Raw genomic sequence first — 13,880 nt, forward strand, 5'->3', positions numbered from 1 at the left:
CTTTAAAAGATATATTCGGCCCGATGTTTGAAGCGATGTTAAAAGGTGAAATGAACCATCACTTGGGGTATGAATCCAATGATAAAGGAGAAAAAGAAACGTCAAATAGACGAAATGGATACGGGAAAAAGTCGGTGAAAACAACAGCTGGAGAAGTGGAAATATCCGTTCCTAGAGATCGTGATGGGTCGTTTGAACCGTATTTAATACCAAAACGTCAAAAAGATGTTTCGGAAATGGAGAATAAGGTCATTTCTATGTATGCGAGGGGAATGTCGCAGCGAGATATTTCCGCCACCGTTGAGGACATTTATGGTTTTTCTGTATCCCATGAAATGATTTCAGATATTACAGATGCAGTTCTACCTGAACTGGAAGAGTGGCAGACACGCCCATTAAGCAACTGCTACGCTTTCCTATTTGTCGACTGTATGTACACAACGATTAGGAATCAATATGAGACAAAGAAATATGCAGTCTACACCATTTTAGGTTATACGATAGATGGAAAGAAGGATATTCTAGGTCTGTGGCTGAATGAAACAGAAAGTAAGCATAAATGGATGCAGATATTTGATGAGTTAAAAGCTAGAGGGATTGAAGATATTTTCTTTATTTCTATGGATGGCGTAAGTGGCTTAGAAGAAGGAGCCCGTGCCATATTTCCTGACGTTACCGTTCAAAGATGCATCGTTCATTTAATTCGAAACGCTATTAAATATGTCCCAAGCAAAGATTATAAAGCATTTACAGCTTCTTTGAAGAAAGTCTATGGAGCTCAAAGTTTAAAAGCATGCCAAAGTGCATTTGAAGCCTTTAAACAGCAGTGGTCTGCTTATCCAGGTGCCATTGATGTGTGGATAAGGAACTTTCACCATGTCGAGCAGCTCTATGATTATGGTAGTGCCATTCGTAAGATTATGTACACCACTAACGCCGTAGAAAGCATCCATTCCAGCTTCAGAAAAGTCACAAAAAAAGGAGCATTCCCCAACGAGAACGCTCTACTGAAAGTCTTATTTTTACGTACAAAAGAACTGGAGAAAAAGTGGAACGGTGGCCACATTCAAAACTGGTCCATGGTCATGAATCAACTACTCATCCATGATAAATTGGAGAGTAGGGTTTTAAAATATATTTAAAACTTACACACTTTTCTTGACAAGCCCAACTAAAGAACCTACTAATTTATTAGTGGTTTCTTTAGTTTACAATCAATTCTTTATTCAACTCTTGCATCCCGTTAGTTCGACAACAGGTACGGACTAACTACGAACCATCAGGTTTTCCAAAAACAAATTTCTGCAAAGTTATGACGATATTACATCACCATTTAGTTCAGTAACAGATACTTTGGTGCACCACCCCAGCCAGTAGGGTATCTTTTTTCAATCAGTTCTTTTGCTGTTTTATATAATTTTTGTTCAATATCCAATTTTGTTCCTCCTAATTACTCCTTTTTCTTGCCTAACATAATTTACTGCCATATAACACAATAGAAGCTGCCGAATAAACAACTTCTTATTCCACTTTTGCATCCGTTAATTAAAGAAATCTTGTTTAAGAATACTCATTCTTAAACGGTCAACAAACTCTCCGTTTCGTAGTCTGTCTTGTCTTAAAATTCCCTCTTCTACATAGCCTGCTCGTTGGTAAGATTTGATGGCTTTTTCATTATCCACTTCAACTCTTAGCCAAATTTTATTTAGCTCTAATTCATTAAATCCCCATAAGAGCATTTCTTTCATTGCTGCAAGTCCAAAACCTTTGCCCCAATAGTTTTTATCGCCAATCGCAATACCTAATTCAGCGTGTTTATTTAATTTATCTATGTTCTTTAAATCAACCCACCCAATGTGTTTTCCCTCTTCTGTTAGGATGGCTTTTTGTTCATATCCATTTGTCTTGTGTATACACATTTCAATCCAATTTCGAGTTTCTTCTCTGCTAAAAGGTGGGTATTTCTTTGGCATATTTAAGTGTTCCGTCAATTCTTTATCTAAACACCATTGATAACGGTCTTCCACGTCTTCAAGAGTTAACTCTCTTAATTGAACTATCGGTAATTTATTTGTTTTCATCTCTCTATCTCCCAAAACTTATTTCTAATTACTTAAATTTACTTTCAAAGATTAAGCTAAATCTTATTTAACTCTTCTCCCCTTTAACACAATCAGAGTTGCCGCATAATTTCCTATCTGACAAAATCTCACCTACTTTAAGCAATCCATTTAATAAATTTGATTAACAATCGCCCAGTTCCTTCTTCAACAATTCACAATGTCGGAAATTTCTGTACAAAAATCTTACCAGAAGATAATAAGGATTTGTTTTTTCAAAAATTATTTTCTGCGTAGTATCCGTTGTACTATTCAGAAAAATAATTAGCTTGAACCCATGCCAACTTTAACAAACGCATGCTTAGTTGAACAGTAAAATTATTGGGAATCGCCTTATTTCACACCCCCAAAAACAGCAAGCTCCATCCATTTAAAATAACAATCTGCATGTTTAAATCCAATATGTCTAAGCCACTCCACTTGTATATCTACTCTTTCAAGAATATTATCTTCCTTATCTGGTCGATTGTAATGTTCCTTAGCAACTTCATCTCTATTTTTATCGTTATGCGAAGCAAGGTAGTCAATAAAAAGCTCATCGTGCAATCTTTCAATTTCGGAAGTTGCGGATGCAACATGCTCAATATTTACAAAAACACCACCTTCTGATAACAGATTATATATATCAAGGTAAAGTTCTTTTTTCTTTTCATGTGTAAGATGATGAATTGCAAAACCAGAAACAATACAATCAACTGAATTTTGTTCTGCATATTTTTTAATTGATTGACTGAAATCACCATGAATAATCTCACAACGGTCGCTATATTCACTCATATGTTTATGGGCTTCCTGAATCATCGGTTCAGAATGGTCTAATAGTAGAGCAGAAGCATCAGGATATGTTTTAAGTAAAAGTTCAGCTAAAAAACCATTACCGCAGCCCAAGTCCATAATTCTCTTAGGATTTGTTGTGAAATGATTAACAACTTGGAGCATTACTTTAGCTTGCTCAGCCCCAAAGGGAATTCCCCCTCTAACTTGTTCTAAATAATGTTGTGTAACGTCTTGTCTTTGCCAATTTGTAGTAGCCATCCTAACTCCTCCTATAAAAAATAAAAAAGCCCCTCATCTCATAAGAGACGACAGGCTTATACTGACATGGTACCACTCTTTTTGGTTTAATATTTATAAAATACCAAACCCTCTTCATAACCGATTACGGAAGTCAACCGTTAAGACCTATTATCAGCCTTACCACTCATGGGCGAGTTGGGGATTCTATTGACTGTCTTTCACCAACCGACAGCTCTCTATACAATAAATAAACCTTAATACTCCCAATCATAGCGTTTTCCTAATTGTTTAAATTTCCCTTATTTTAAATGTGTTGGTTTTATTTGTCAATCTTTTTTTCTAAAGAAAATACATACTCTGTTACACATTTGACCCGTTACGCAATATTCTAATTTACCTCTTCTACTTCAAATTTTAATCTATCTAAATCCCAGACATCTTCAGCATAATTTTTGAAAACTTTTACCGATATTTTTTGCCCTTCATCATAATCTTCTGGATTGGAAACCCGAATAGTTTGTGATTTTGCCTTCTTTTTAAAACTATATATTTTGTTAGTAGTTCCTTGCTGGCTAACTGTTGACCATGCTTCGATTTCGATTTCCATATCTCCACTTTTTTCATTAATCTCAGTTATGTCACCTTGAATAAAAGTTCCTTCTTCGATCTGAGAACAACCTATCAACGTAATAGTTATAGTTGTAATAATGAAGAATATCTTGCTTTTTGACATATGGTAATCCCCCCCCTAATTTATTAAATAATCCGACTTCTTTAATACAATAGGAGCTACCGCATCAACAATCCCTTTTACAATATTCGCCACCCGTTACTAGAATAGGAATTACTCATTTACAGCTTTTCGTAAATTAACAATGTTATTTGAATTTATTGACCATCTCTCCATTAGGTTTATTTGTTTCTTTTTTAAATCCTCAAAAGGCTCTTCTATTAATACTACTTCGCTAAATCTGTCATCAAAAACATTTGCGTCTTTAATTTTTCTGTATCCACCAAAACCTAAATCATCATTTATCATCCAAACTACTTTTTTTATGTTCGCAAATAAGATACCACCAGTACACATTGGACAGGGCTCCAATGACGTATAGATTGTAAATTTCTCTCGATTAACTTTCGCATTTAAAATTGCTTGACCAGCACTTCTGATAGCATCAATCTCTGCATGGGCTGTTGCATCTTGTTGTGGGTGAACTCTATTTCTACCCTTTGATATTAAATTAAAAATCTCATCAACGATGACTGCACCTATCGGATATGTATTCTCCTCCAATGATTGTTCAGCTTCATTTAGTGCCATCTCTAAATAATAACTATCTTTATCCATCATCGTAGCTTCCCCTCTGAGATTTAAGATTACTTCTATTTTCGACTAATTAGTAGCTATACCCTTCCTTCCTATGAAGGGTTCATACGGCAAGATTTCTTTGTTATTGGCTATATTAGGATTTATTTTATGTATAATGGCATTGTTTATATTAACATCTACTTATATACAAAAAAACGAATCCAAATAATGTGATTCGTTTCTTTTTTAGATAAATGAACGCAATAAGGTCGACCATATTGGACAGCCCTTATTGCGTTCAACCATTGCACACTGTTAATGAACATCTATTTGGTCTTTACCATGGCAATATTTTATCTCGTTTAAATTGACAAATCTAATGATAAAAATTCAGGCAGTTGTTGCTCATGCTTATCAAGCATAATCTGTTCTGGCTTGATGTTCTGCTCACGCAGTACTTCAATGTTCTGCACAAGGAACTCATCACTGCCAACAACATAAAAGAGACCATCCTTGTCTGCAGCAAGATTTTTCACTTCTTCATAATAGTCTTTACGGTTATCGACGAACTGTGCTGTAAACTTCTTGTCAGATGCAGATTCAAAAACATTAGTAAATAAGAAATCTTTTGATGAATCGATATTCAAGGAATGAATTTGATTGACATTATCAGCACTTTCGAAATAATCAAGTACAAGTGGTCTGAATGTTGCTAGGCCAACACCTGACGATAACAGGTAAACATTTTTATTTTCTCTTTTTAGCGGTACATTCGAATGAGTTTTAAAGATGGCAACTTCATCACCGACTCCAAGATTTCTTAAAATCGACTTAAATTCAGAGCACTGCTCTTTGATGCGTGTTGTGATACCGATTGAATTTTCGTGCGGTAAAGTGGAGATCGACATGTGGCGAATTAGACTACGATTTGGCTTTTCTCCGGCATTGAAACCTTCCAGTGCAAAGTGGGTGTGGGAACCTTCTTCCCATGTAAACTCTTTCGGACAGTCGAGTAAATATGTATTAACCTCTGGTGTTTCCTTAATAACCTTATTTATTTTGGTCCAATAAATTTGCATTGTACATTCTCCTTACTCCATCAAATGGATCGTTACTATCAAGTATACAACAAGTGATAATAATTCTCAATTAAAAACATACGAATATTACTTAATATTCCACAATCTCCCCCATTTGTTTAAGAGTTTTATTATTAAAGGTTTACGCTATTAATTTCTTCTAATAAAGAAATTACCTTTTCGTTTTGTTCTATTATCCAATCGTTTTGTTTCCTAAGTCTTGTAAAATCAAATAAAAATACTATTAAAATTACTCCGATAAAAAAATCATTCCGTTCACCCCATATACTATTTTCCGCTTTAAATAGACTCAACAATAATACTATAAAAAATTTCCATTCTTTGACGAAACGGAGCCTGTATCTCATGGTCTGGATAAGCACCCTTTCAGTGTATCCTTTCACCATTCCTTTATTTATAGTTTTTTAGGAATTTGAATTCATGTAAAACTCATCAACTTTTGCAAATAACTCTTTGATTATATCTTCATTGATAAGTGGATTAAGTAGTACCGTTCTTAGCCATCGGTTTCCTTTGTAACTCGGTAGAGATAGAAAAGTATTTATTTCTTTTAACAGAAATTGCTGTAATTCTAAATTCCAATCATCCCATTTCGTTTCGTCTAACTGAGAAGGTTTTCCTCTGAAACATATTAAATTAGTTTCAGGCACACTAGCTAACTCTAAAAATGACCGTTGCTTGATCTCATATAGGAAGTAGTCAACTAATTTATAAGACTCCTTGATAAGATTGTCGTACCCTCTTAAACCAATATGTTGAATGGAAAGATACAATTTCAATATATCAGCGTGCCTTGTCCCCTGAACGCTAATCTCCCCTAAGTTTGTAAAATCTGTTTCATTCATATAAGGAGCAGAAATGCGAAATTCTTTTTCTAATAACTCGAGATCTTTAAATAGAACCATCGCACACGTTTTGGCGACATACATCCATTTTTGTGGATTAAATGTAATAGAGTCCGCACGATTGATTCCTTTTAGAAGTTGACGTTTATCTTTAGAAAAGACAAGAGCACCAGCATATGCAGCATCAACGTGCAGCCAAAGATCGTATTTATTAGCTACTTCAAAAATGGATTCGATAGGGTCTATATTTCCAGTCACAGTCGTTCCAGCCGTTGCTACAACTGCAAATGGATATTTCCCGTCTTGTTTTAGATGTTTTATTTTAGCCTCTAAATCTACTACATCCATCTGAGATTTTGAATTGACCTCAACCGGAACTACATTTAAGCTCCCAATACCAATTACACTAGCCACCTTAATTATCGAGGTATGACTATCTTCTGAAACTAAAATGACAGGTTGTTTTGTAAGAGCAATAAGACCATATTTTTTAACATTTAATTTTTTGTTTCTTGCGACTGTTAATGCTTGTAGATTAGCTAAACTTCCACCGCTAGTCATTACACCTCCACTGTGGTCATCATAGCCAAATAAACTGGCTATATGCTTGAGAACTTCAACTTCCATTTGTGAAAATACTGGAGACATTTCCAGACTTAATAAATTGTTATTTAAGGATGTTGATACAAACTCACCTAAGCAGGAAATTAAAGTTGGTATTGAATCCATATGACCAATATAGCTTGAAGATAGTGGATTCATTGATCCATTTATTATGTATTGAAGTTCTTTAACGATTTCCTCATTTGTCAATCCCTCGTAAGAAAAGTTAGTCAAAGCAAACTCTTCTGGTGTTGGTATCGCAGTCCTATTTTGAGCTTGGGAGGAATTTTCAACTATTAAATTAATAACTGTATCTATTAATTTTTTTACTGATTCAATATTCTCTCCATTTGGCAAAACAAACGAGTTATCAGGTAATAATTCAATATTCATTTTTCACCTCTATTCTTATGTAAATTAAACTTCCCAGGAAACAGTATTGATTCTCTACCCTAAATTTTTATTTCTTTTTAAAAAGATATTCTTGTCCTTAAAGTTGATTCCATGAATAATACGAAGTTCATTCCGTATAAAACGTTAATATTATCATGAAGTTGTAGCTAATTGAATATTTCATTAAGTATCATCCCACCATTAAAATTCACTATTATATTTCTTATCGCCCATTCTCACTCCCAATTAACTTCACTACTCCTGATTACGTTCTTTTTTAAATAAACCTCGAAGTCTCGTTATAATAACAACTAGCATGAGTAGAGAGAAGATTAATATCGATAATTGAGAAATATAAATTTCTATTGGCATATCTTTAAAGAAAAACACCATTATGAGTACCTCCGCAACTCCAGCCAACATGGAGAATCCGAGTATAACGGTTAATAAATAAAGTTTTATCTTTTTGTATATCTGATTGCCAAACAAAAAGTGAATATAAAGATATAGAACAATGCTACCTACTAAAAAAAAGCCTATGTAATCATGAAAGGGCATTGTCATGTACTCTTCGTATGGCATATCTACTGTAATAACATTTCCAGCCCATAACAAATGGAAGATGAAACTATATAATGCAGTAAAAAATCCCAATACTAGAAAAATCACTAAATCCCCAAGATATTGAAGAAGCTTAATTCCATTACCTTTTTCCACATCTGTCCCCGCCTTTTATGTGCTTAAAGCTAATAAGTGTAATATCTCACAAATCAAAAAATAAAGACTGTCTCAGATTTATTTATGTTAGACGATAAAGCTAAAAAAACAAAAAACAGGGTTGAAAAACCGAAACCAATCCCCTGCCCAATTAGCCGGAACCACATCTCTTAAATAGTCAAAGTCCCTCACTTGTAAGGTACTAACAGGCTCACGCTCAACTAAAATGGATTTGTCACACTCCATCCATGTCCTTCAAACAACTTTCTTAACAACCATAGATGGTCACTGCCAATTATGAGTAGTATGCGTTCGTCAGGATTGTTGGTCTCAATAATATTCTTAAAAATCAATAGTTCCCTTTCCATCTATTTCTGCAAGAAATTAAAACCAACCTTTCTACCATTTTTGTCTGTTATAACAACAAATGACAAATACACTTCTTCCAGTGCTTTTGTAGACTTTTTGTCATTTAGTTTTTTATATGATTCTATCAATGGCGTGTCTAAACTAATATCAGGGGTGTTTTGTTGAATGTTTTTCATTTTATGTGCTATTTCAGGATAGGAATTTTGGATTGTTTGATTTAGTTCAATCATATCTGCGGATGAAATTTGACCAGGTGAATCAACTGCATATACTTTATCATGTCCTAAACTGTTAGCTAACCCAAATCCAACCTGGTGAATTTCATTGCTTGAATATCCTCCATCTATTTGTTGATATTCTTTATTTAGTTCTTTTTCTTTTAAAATATCCCACTCTAAAGCTACTTTTTCAGGTTTGAAATCTGCTAAATATTCCACCAACTCTTTTATATCATTTTCTTTCTTTTCTATCAGTTCTTCATATTGTTCAAAATGATAAGTGCCAACTAGTATAATTTCTCTTTCCAAATTCTTCTCCCCTAACAATGTAAGTTCTACTAGTTTTCCATCTAATACTTCTAAGCAACTCTTTTTCCACTTTAGGCTTTAGAGTAATAATTACCTTGATAGGTTTGTTAGTTGGAAGAACTCTTGTTCTGGTTTCATTAATTTTGTTCACTTACCCGATTGAAAGTAGATTTCCTTTTTGTTTTCATACTTAACCTCTACGTCCATAGTCCCAAACTCAATTATACTTGATTCATTACGTGGCATTACTTCTCCCTTCCAATCAATCGCGTCGTTAATCAATCCAACAATTTGTTGAATTTTAATTTTATCTGTTATCTGAGAACATTTTTTGTCTGTTGAACTTTTATAAATACAAATACTCTCCGGGACTTTTTCAATCCAAGTCGTTGCGTTATGTATTTATCTTTTGTCAAAACTGACCTCTGTTCGATCTTCATATTGATTATAATAAGCTGCAATACTTAATTCCCCATCAAAGCCAGTTTTTATCCAGCTAGAATGAAAGCCACTCCAATCATTTTCTGTATCACTATCTTGGAGTGCAGATCCTTCGTAATCCAGATTCCAATCTAAGCTAGGGAGCTCTCTTAAGTAATACTCATATATATCAACCCAACGGTTTCCATCGATAACATAATTGGATTGAGTGGGTTTTAAACCCTCGAACAACGGTATGTCATCCGTTTTCTCTGGAATAATAGACATCCCTTCATAAGTATCATCCGTGATCTTTAGAAATAATAACCAGCCTATAAAAATCAAAAAAATTATAATACCAAAAATTAACCAATTTGTTTTTTTCATTCCATACACCTCAAACCATTCTTTACTATCTAGGTATACTACTTTACCACAAATTCCCATTAAAAAGGAAAAGATCGCCAAAATTGACGATCTCTTGATATACTTTTTCAACCCTATCAGGTTCTTCACTTAGGAAATACAAAGTATCGATTGTTTTTTCATACCCCTTTCTTATTTCCTTAGCCACCAACAAATATTTTCCAGTAGTTTTTTACTCCTGCACATTGCCAACTGTCGGTATGCTATTGATTAAAATCCATCAAAGGATACGACTTCTATTTTCGTTGCTTACTCTTTACATCTATTAAATGAATGGTTAATAAAATGGTTTTGATCTACTGTATTGGTTCAACTAACTTTTCGATATAATTATAATCAATAGGAATGTTTGTCGACCTGTAAAAGAACCCTCTATATCTTATTGTTTTACTTGAGTTTATTATTAAACTCTTAATTTCGTTTCCTTTGCTATCAAAAATGGTTGCTCTAAAATTAAAACCCATGTAACCGATTGATAGTTTCTCTTTTTGAAAAGTAACGTTGTTCAAATTATTGATAATATGGCTAATATCATTATTATCAGTGATCTCAATTTCGTTCCCCGTGTTTCCATCAAATACGGTTATTTTTGATACATTGTTTGGGTCTATCTTAACAACTTTATGAGGGATAAAAGTTAATATGAAAATTAAAACTAATACGATTGGAATTGCTAGGATAATCCATTTTCTTTTATACAAAATAAAGATTTCCTCCTTTAACAAGTAAATATATTTCATAAAGCTAGTTTGATTTTATAATATTATAAAAGGAAAGAACAAACCTCACAGAGCGTTGGTTAGCGACGTACGGACTGGACTGACTGTGCGAGATAAAGGTAGTGCGGTGAAGGAAGTGATTTAGGAAATTTTTCGTAGGGAGGTGAAGGGATTCTCTAGCAGCGTACATGGATGAGGGTGCTTTTACCTGTATCCCTAGCAATAAAGAAAGAAGATTCCTTTTGAGTACAACCTTTCATTGAGAGGTTATTTTCGGAATCTTAACTGAGAAATCAAACTAACTGTGGTAATCCTGGTTTACCCTTTTATAGCCTGAATACAAATAAACTTCTTATTTTTATTTTCAAAAATCTTAACTCTTTTAAATCCTATTTCCCTTAACAATATCTCCATCTCTTCTTTTGTTTTATAGGAGTGCATGTGATAATTCATTTTATATGTCTCCGCAACAATTAAGAAACAGCCTTCTGATTTCAATACTCTAAAAATTTCTTTTAAACCCTTCTCTATATCGTCCCAAAAGTAATGTGTTTGAAAAGCAGTAATGATATCAAAAGCATCTCTTTGAAACGGGAGGTTGGCTACACTTGCTCTCCTAATATCAACTTTCCCTGTTTCAACATCATGATGATTGGCTCTTATAGAATCCGTTACTGCCTGTTGGGAATAATCTATACCATATATCTTCCCATCTTTTCTCAACTGGGATAATAATTGTATAGTTTTTCCTCCACCACATCCTATGTCTAAAATCATAGCATTATCTTTGACCACAATGTATTCAAATGCCCATTTATTCATATTTGAGTGTGCAACATTCATTATTTTTAACATGAATGAACCTAATCTCCCACTCGGATTTTTAGCTTGACCAATCAACTTTTTTAACAAGTTCACCTCATACCACCTATACACATCAGAATTTTAGTTTACGATAAAAATACTTGTTTTGCTTTATGACAATTCATCAATGAGAGCCAATATCTCAAACATAATCGTCTATTTCAACTCCATAGTCATTCACAAACCATTATTAAATTACCATCAGGGTCTTTAAAATTAAACCAATGGCCATTCTCGATTTCTGTAACTAACTCCACCTTCTTCTTTCGCATAAACTCATATGCTTGTTTAATAGATTCCGTATGTAATTGTAAGGCCGGAATATTATACACGTTATCTGGACTATAAATTTTACTGTCCAGAATAATATTGGTACCTGTTAATGGAAGCACGTAAATATGCCCAAAGAAGATTTCGCCATCTGCTGGCAAACCTAACAAATCACAATACCAATCACGAGCACTTTCTATGTTACTTACCGGGACAAAGACGCCGTTGATTTTAGCTGAAATAGGATTCATAATAATTCCTCCATTTGTTTTTTTGTATAATACATTCGGCACAACTAACTCAATTCCTTTCTTTTTAACAAAAAAAGGAAGAATCATCTACTAGATGCTCCTTCCTTTTTTCACTAACTCATCTGTTATTTTTTTTTTGCAGATTGTTTTCCCTTAGACTTTTGATGTTGTGTTTCAGTATCGTCATTCATTCTTAATGTAGAAGAACCCAAATTATTATTAAGTGCGGCCTCTTCATTCAACTTTTCTTCCCTAGCCATCCATATTCCCTCCAATAATATATTTAATTAAGTTAGTTTTTAGCAAAAAGCATAAATTATTCGTTATTACATAAGCTTCTTATCACAACTACTGCTGCTTTTGTCACAATATAAAGTAAAAGATAGATTGTGCGACTGAATTTCACTGCTCGCCGAGGTTTGTAAGATACAAAAGTACATCCTTTTATTAGCGGTGATTGTAGTGGCGGACAGTCGACTCCAGCGGGAAAAGCAACAGCTGAAGATCCCGGAGGAAGCGGTCTTCTTCCGAGGAAGCTGAAGCGTTGCCCGCGGAAAGCGACTGCCCGGAGCGGAGATCACTAACTCGTTATGACGTATTTTTTCATATGTTTACAATAAAAGAAACGACAAAGTTTACGAAAAACGCCTCCATAAAAAAAGTACTCTCCTAAAGGAAAGCACCTTACAATTTAAATGTTTACTTTTTAGCCGGCGTTACGAAATAACTAATATTTGAATAGTTAACATGACAGGTGGTAAAGTAGCCGGATAATTCAAGTGTGGATAATTTTGCATCACGGCACTCCTTTTCTTAACCCTATACTATATGCATAACAATATAGGATGACACCCAATGTTCTTTCCTGTAGAATTCATCATAGGAATGGGATATGATCGAGAAATACCATTTTTTAACACTACTTAATTTATTTAAATATCCTTCCATGTCAGTTGCGTGAAATTTCTTAATTTTCTTACAAACGTCCTATACCAATAATTAGGTTATAAACATTTTAAAACATAGAAAAGACCATTCTCGTGTATGTACAGCTACTAGAATGGTCTTTTTGTTATTTAGAATGCCGGAATGGCAGTTTCGTTATAATTTTCTTCTAAAAACTCACGTATCTCAGGACTAGTCATCGCTTCAGCTAACTTTTGAATTGGCTCTGAATCAGCATTATCTTTACGCGCAATCAATGTGATAGCAAATTCATTATCTATCCCTTCTGTAAGCAAAGCATCACTTTTAGGTGTCAATCCAAGTGGTGCTGCATAAGCAGGGGTCATGACAACAGCATCTGCATCATCATACATTCTTGCTAGCATTAACAAGTCTACTTCCTCAAACTTATAGTTTTTCGGATTTTCTATAATATCAGCTTGTGTATAGAAAGAACCTGTTTTTTCTTTTAACGTAATCACTTCATGTTGAGCTAGCAATGCTAAAGAACGATCAATATTAGAGCTATCATTTGCAATTGCAACTACAGATCCTTCAGGTAATTCATCCATTGAACTGAATTCTTTTGAATACACACCATAGTTCGCAAAGTAGATTGGTTTTACAGGAACTAACTCTGCATCATTATTTTTATTGAATTCCTCCATATAAGGAACATGTTGAAAGAAATTAGCATCTACTTCTTTTGCTGCAAGAGCGGTATTAGGTTGCACATTATCACTAAGTACAACCATCTCAAGGTTAATACCTTCTTCTTTTAATTTTGGTTTGACGAGCTCAAGTATTTCCGTCATTGGCGGTATTAATGAAGCAACTTTTAATGTTACTTCTTCCTCTGTTTTTGGTTCCGTTTGTGTTTCTTCATTATTCTTAGTTGTTTCATTATTTTCCTGGCTACAGGCTGTTAAAACGATTAGAAACAATGTTACTAGAAAAAGTAATGTCTTTTTCATTTGTGATTCCC

15 protein-coding genes, 1 pseudogene and 1 other annotated feature are annotated in these 13,880 nt (G+C 34.0%); of the genes and pseudogenes, 1 reads left to right on the plus strand and 15 read right to left on the minus strand.

Going from position 1 to position 13,880, the window contains the following annotated elements; genetic code table 11:
* On the plus strand, positions 1 to 1,142 hold a 1,142-nt coding region (locus tag H7K77_RS10050; RefSeq protein WP_186577711.1), incomplete at its 5' end, for an IS256 family transposase.
* Positions 1,143 to 1,541: 399 nt separating this feature from the next.
* Here the strand turns inward: H7K77_RS10050 and H7K77_RS10060 are convergent.
* The 15 genes and pseudogenes from H7K77_RS10060 to H7K77_RS10120 form a co-directional block, all read right to left on the minus strand.
* Positions 1,542 to 2,081: a GNAT family N-acetyltransferase gene (locus H7K77_RS10060; protein ID WP_186577712.1), complete on the minus strand. Its 540-nt coding sequence runs from the start codon at positions 2,079 to 2,081 to the stop codon at positions 1,542 to 1,544.
* A 372-nt stretch (positions 2,082 to 2,453) separates the two neighbouring features.
* On the minus strand, positions 2,454 to 3,155 hold the full coding sequence (locus H7K77_RS10065) for a class I SAM-dependent methyltransferase (protein ID WP_186577713.1): 702 nt from the start codon (positions 3,153 to 3,155) through the stop codon (positions 2,454 to 2,456).
* 40 nt (positions 3,156 to 3,195) lie between these two features.
* Positions 3,196 to 3,417, minus strand: a binding site (T-box leader).
* 108 nt (positions 3,418 to 3,525) lie between these two features.
* Positions 3,526 to 3,870, minus strand: coding sequence for a hypothetical protein (locus tag H7K77_RS10070; protein WP_186577714.1), 345 nt, complete (start codon positions 3,868 to 3,870; stop codon positions 3,526 to 3,528).
* Positions 3,871 to 3,981: 111 nt separating this feature from the next.
* Positions 3,982 to 4,488, minus strand: a complete 507-nt coding sequence (locus H7K77_RS10075) for a nucleoside deaminase (protein ID WP_407926429.1) — start codon at positions 4,486 to 4,488, stop codon at positions 3,982 to 3,984.
* 320 nt (positions 4,489 to 4,808) lie between these two features.
* Positions 4,809 to 5,525, minus strand: a complete 717-nt coding sequence (locus tag H7K77_RS10080; RefSeq protein ID WP_186577715.1) for a ferredoxin reductase domain-containing protein — start codon at positions 5,523 to 5,525, stop codon at positions 4,809 to 4,811.
* 425 nt (positions 5,526 to 5,950) lie between these two features.
* Complete coding sequence (locus H7K77_RS10085) at positions 5,951 to 7,387, minus strand: pyridoxal phosphate-dependent decarboxylase family protein (protein WP_186577716.1); 1,437 nt, start codon at positions 7,385 to 7,387, stop codon at positions 5,951 to 5,953.
* A 255-nt stretch (positions 7,388 to 7,642) separates the two neighbouring features.
* Positions 7,643 to 8,104: a hypothetical protein gene (locus tag H7K77_RS10090; protein ID WP_186577717.1), complete on the minus strand. Its 462-nt coding sequence runs from the start codon at positions 8,102 to 8,104 to the stop codon at positions 7,643 to 7,645.
* Between the two features lie 221 nt (positions 8,105 to 8,325).
* A pseudogene (locus tag H7K77_RS10095) lies at positions 8,326 to 8,910 on the minus strand (DUF5694 domain-containing protein).
* 237 nt (positions 8,911 to 9,147) lie between these two features.
* A complete protein-coding gene (locus H7K77_RS21510; protein ID WP_268911906.1) occupies positions 9,148 to 9,282 on the minus strand; it encodes a hypothetical protein in 135 nt (44 codons plus the stop codon).
* Between the two features lie 120 nt (positions 9,283 to 9,402).
* Positions 9,403 to 9,936: a hypothetical protein gene (locus tag H7K77_RS10100; RefSeq protein ID WP_222599313.1), complete on the minus strand. Its 534-nt coding sequence runs from the start codon at positions 9,934 to 9,936 to the stop codon at positions 9,403 to 9,405.
* A 206-nt stretch (positions 9,937 to 10,142) separates the two neighbouring features.
* On the minus strand, positions 10,143 to 10,547 hold the full coding sequence (locus H7K77_RS10105) for a hypothetical protein (protein ID WP_186577720.1): 405 nt from the start codon (positions 10,545 to 10,547) through the stop codon (positions 10,143 to 10,145).
* A 336-nt stretch (positions 10,548 to 10,883) separates the two neighbouring features.
* A complete protein-coding gene (locus H7K77_RS10110; protein ID WP_186577721.1) occupies positions 10,884 to 11,483 on the minus strand; it encodes a class I SAM-dependent methyltransferase in 600 nt (199 codons plus the stop codon).
* A 119-nt stretch (positions 11,484 to 11,602) separates the two neighbouring features.
* Positions 11,603 to 11,950 carry a VOC family protein gene (locus tag H7K77_RS10115; RefSeq protein WP_186577844.1) on the minus strand — a complete coding sequence of 116 codons (348 nt, stop codon included), beginning with the start codon at positions 11,948 to 11,950 and terminating at the stop codon, positions 11,603 to 11,605.
* A gap of 125 nt (positions 11,951 to 12,075) precedes the next feature.
* Positions 12,076 to 12,210 carry a hypothetical protein gene (locus H7K77_RS21515; protein WP_268911907.1) on the minus strand — a complete coding sequence of 45 codons (135 nt, stop codon included), beginning with the start codon at positions 12,208 to 12,210 and terminating at the stop codon, positions 12,076 to 12,078.
* 816 nt (positions 12,211 to 13,026) lie between these two features.
* On the minus strand, positions 13,027 to 13,869 hold the full coding sequence (locus H7K77_RS10120) for a MetQ/NlpA family ABC transporter substrate-binding protein (protein WP_186577722.1): 843 nt from the start codon (positions 13,867 to 13,869) through the stop codon (positions 13,027 to 13,029).
* Positions 13,870 to 13,880 lie beyond the last annotated feature (11 nt).

This window comes from Aquibacillus kalidii (genome assembly GCF_014280935.1).
GTDB classification, from domain to species: domain Bacteria; phylum Bacillota; class Bacilli; order Bacillales; family Amphibacillaceae; genus Aquibacillus_D; species Aquibacillus_D kalidii.

Coding starts and splice junctions, on each gene's coding strand:
- H7K77_RS10075 (WP_407926429.1), bottom strand. CDS start 4,488: ATGATGGATAAAGATAGTTATTATTTAGAGATGGCACTAAATGAAGCT.
- H7K77_RS21515 (WP_268911907.1), bottom strand. CDS start 12,210: ATGGCTAGGGAAGAAAAGTTGAATGAAGAGGCCGCACTTAATAATAAT.
- H7K77_RS10115 (WP_186577844.1), bottom strand. CDS start 11,950: ATGAATCCTATTTCAGCTAAAATCAACGGCGTCTTTGTCCCGGTAAGT.
- H7K77_RS10070 (WP_186577714.1), bottom strand. CDS start 3,870: ATGTCAAAAAGCAAGATATTCTTCATTATTACAACTATAACTATTACG.
- H7K77_RS10120 (WP_186577722.1), bottom strand. CDS start 13,869: ATGAAAAAGACATTACTTTTTCTAGTAACATTGTTTCTAATCGTTTTA.
- H7K77_RS10085 (WP_186577716.1), bottom strand. CDS start 7,387: ATGAATATTGAATTATTACCTGATAACTCGTTTGTTTTGCCAAATGGA.
- H7K77_RS10060 (WP_186577712.1), bottom strand. CDS start 2,081: ATGAAAACAAATAAATTACCGATAGTTCAATTAAGAGAGTTAACTCTT.
- H7K77_RS10080 (WP_186577715.1), bottom strand. CDS start 5,525: ATGCAAATTTATTGGACCAAAATAAATAAGGTTATTAAGGAAACACCA.
- H7K77_RS10065 (WP_186577713.1), bottom strand. CDS start 3,155: ATGGCTACTACAAATTGGCAAAGACAAGACGTTACACAACATTATTTA.